This window comes from Pseudoflavonifractor sp. MCC625 (genome assembly GCF_018784545.1).
GTDB lineage: Bacteria > Bacillota > Clostridia > Oscillospirales > Oscillospiraceae > Pseudoflavonifractor_A > Pseudoflavonifractor_A gallinarum.
In genome coordinates this window covers 68,080-71,041 of the sequence record NZ_WQOJ01000047.1, presented here as the reverse complement: position 1 = coordinate 71,041, position 2,962 = coordinate 68,080, and the positions used below count along the sequence as shown (strand labels likewise).

The following is a 2,962-nucleotide window of genomic DNA, read 5'->3' as shown; positions in this document are numbered from 1 at the left end:
AGTTCCATCATCAAAGGAAAGCTCTGTTCATCCATAGGAGCTTCTGCTGCAAGAAAACCGATCAAAGCGGATAAGAGCAGACGAGCCGCCGTCTGTTCTTGTTCCGTCAGCACGGCCATTGTTTTCTCCGCATTTGGCAGGATCTTTTCTTCCACAAAATCCGCCGCGTCTCCTGAATAAAGCTGACGGATGGAATCTATGGACAAGGGAACCGTTGCGGCATCCAGGGAAAAATCAAAGGAATCTTCCTGCTTCGGTTTTCTCCGGAGTTTGTTTAACACGGTAGAAAGAATATCGCCGCCAAAATACACAGCAATTACCAGCAGGTCAAAAACAGCAATCAGCTTGATAAATATAATCAGAACACTCATTTTTTTCGTTTCCTTTCTTTGAACCAGCGTTCCATCTCACGGTGGCAAACACCTACGCAGGGACTTCCATAATTCCCGCAGCCATAACAGGGGTGGCTTTGGGGCAAAGAGGGAGGACGGGAAGTTTCCTTCCCGCCCTCCGGCCTGCGTGTCATCATTCGTTCATAGGGACTGTCTGTGAAACGGGTCATTTCACGCTGTCCTCGTCATCTTCTTCTGTGCTGCCCCCATCAGCGTCCGGCTCGCCCGACTCCTCATCCTCGGTTTCCCATTCCTCGGAATCTTCCTCGCCATAATCATAATCGTCCAGACTGTCATTGCCTTTAGTCTTAGGCTTATTCTTAACGAGCTTCAAGTAGGCAAATACGCCACCGCCGCCCAGCAGAGCCAGCAAAAGGACCAGCGCAGCCGGGTTCAGTCCGGCAGGCTTCTCTTTTTCCGGCTCCGGTGTTTCTGCCGGAGGTTCCGGTGCTTTTCCCGTACATTTACTCTTATCAGTTGCGCAGACCGGGCAGGCCGTATTGACTGCCCCTGCTTCACATTTTGTTGAACAGCTGCATACCGCAGGCATCTCCTCTTTGGGTTTTCCATCTTCCATCAGCGCCGCAAGGTCTGCATCGTCCACCTGATTCAGAAAGTGAACAGCAGTCTCCTTGTCCTCATTCGCCCTATCAATCAGGATGTAAAAGTAATTTCCAGCTTTGGTCGTAACAGTAATAAGCTGCTTATTGCCTCCAAAATCATCCACCAATGCCGCATTCCCCTCCGGTGTAAGTGCCGGTGCCGGTTCTGTTTCTTCCACAATCACATTGCTGTCATTGGTAGAATCCTCTGCCGGTGCCGCCGGAGCCTGTTCTGACCCCTGTGCGAAAGCAGGGATCGTAAAGCCAAATGCCACAACCATTGTCAGGCAAAGGGCGGAAAGTGTTTTGCAAATTCTTTTATTCTTCATAAGCGGTAACCTCCTGATTATTTGATTCCGACAGTGCTGTATCTCTGCCGTGGTTCATTCCACCGGAAAGCATAGCGTTCAGCTGTGCTGGAGTCATGCGTAACGCACGAACCATCTGAACGATTTCCAGATTCTCTGCCTCCGTTTTCTGTGCTTCCAGGGTCTTGAGCTTTTCCTGATATTCCGCAATCTTCTCACGGGTTTTCTCAATTTCCTGGTCGATACGTTCAATTTTATTTTTTGCCATAACCGTTCACTCCTTTCCACAAAATCTGTTACCAGTTCATCAGGCCGTAGCCCTTAATACTTTGATAATTCAGGTCATAACTTTTGATCTTGCAGGCATCGCCGGAATTTCCCTCCACCGTATAAACACGGCTGCCATCCGTACCGATCACGATACCCACATGGTCCGCTGTCCCATCTAAATCCCAATCAAAGAAAATTGCATCTCCGGGAGCCAGATTGTTATAGCCTCTTGCACCCCATTGTCCATGAGACTGGAACCACGGAACGCCCTGCCACTCACAGCCTGCAAAGCGCGGCTCACTTTTTCCAGCCTGGTTATAACACCAGGATACAAAGCAGGCGCACCACTCCACGCGGCTGTCAAAGCCATACCAGCTCCAATAAGGATAGCCGCCCACATTGCCGACCTGACGCTTGGCCAGCTCCACCAACTGCGGATTTCCGGGACGGGTTCCATTTACAAACTGTACACCGGTCAAGTCCTCGGAATTGCTCATGTCAGGGGAACCACCGCCAAACAACAACGGCTTATTGCCCATGGTCTGTCGGTAGACCTGATACATTTCCATCTGCTCCGGGGTCAGAATCTCCGACGCCACAGCGGAAATGGGCTTGCTGGTGAGTTTCACATTCAAAATGTAATACTCATAGGGGACTTCTTCTGAGGTGGTCTCGCCGGTCTCCGGGTCGGTGGAGGTCTCCGTGCGGTAGCGAATCTCCACTTCCTCAGTAAGCGTCAGCTGATACTGTGCTGCAAACACACGCGCCAGCTCTGCCTGAGCGCTCTGCCGGGTGTAGCCTTGCAAAACGGCAGACAGAAATGCTGCCAGCTCATGAGGGTCATGACCGATCATACCAAGGTCATAGCGATACTCGTCATACCCTGGGTGGCTGCTTTCTATGTTGTCGATTTCCTCCTGCAACTGGGCTTCTCTGGCTGCATAATCTGCCTCCACCGCCAGCATTTCCGGGTCATCCGACGGATAGGTGGTGCCGGAGAGAACGGAACCGATGCTCTGCGCCATCATGGAGCAGGAGGACATGGTATTCATCAGCATACAGGTAATGAGGAACAAAACCCCTGCCATCAGGAAACCCTTCTTGTGGCGCATGACGAATGCACCTGCCTGCTGTGCCTTTTCTTTCACCGTCCTTGAGGCTTTTCCGGTTTTGGACGCAGCCTGGGCGGTATTTCCGGCAGTCTGACCGGCGTGTTTGGCGGCGGCATACTGCCTTTTGATGGCCTGCTTTTGCTGCCAGCGGGAAAGAGGGTTGCTGGCAAACTGGGGATTTTCCTGCAAAGATTTCTGGTACAGAACATTTACATTTGCCTTTTCCAGTTGACGCTCTGCCTGGGCTGCTTTGCGGTACGGCTTCAGCTTGTGGCTGC

The 2,962-nt window shown here is 51.6% G+C and carries 4 protein-coding genes and 1 pseudogene; all 5 read right to left on the bottom strand.

Annotated features, from left to right (window positions below; all coding sequences use genetic code 11):
- Positions 1 to 371: pseudogene (locus tag GPK94_RS14345) on the bottom strand (conjugal transfer protein TraG); the annotation flags it as partial.
- Complete coding sequence (locus GPK94_RS14340; RefSeq protein ID WP_173690049.1) at positions 368 to 562, bottom strand: hypothetical protein; 195 nt, start codon at positions 560 to 562, stop codon at positions 368 to 370. The pseudogene GPK94_RS14345 and the gene GPK94_RS14340, both read right to left, overlap by 4 nt.
- Entirely contained in the window at positions 559 to 1,323 is a 765-nt protein-coding gene (locus GPK94_RS14335; RefSeq protein ID WP_144101183.1) for a DUF4366 domain-containing protein, read from the bottom strand. The genes GPK94_RS14340 and GPK94_RS14335 overlap by 4 nt, the downstream gene beginning before the upstream one ends.
- Positions 1,313 to 1,570, bottom strand: coding sequence for a DUF4315 family protein (locus GPK94_RS14330; RefSeq protein WP_009003366.1), 258 nt, complete (start codon positions 1,568 to 1,570; stop codon positions 1,313 to 1,315). The genes GPK94_RS14335 and GPK94_RS14330 overlap by 11 nt, the downstream gene beginning before the upstream one ends.
- Positions 1,571 to 1,598: 28 nt before the next feature.
- A partial coding sequence (locus GPK94_RS14325) for a CHAP domain-containing protein (protein ID WP_252192663.1) occupies positions 1,599 to 2,962 on the bottom strand: 1,364 nt, incomplete at its 5' end.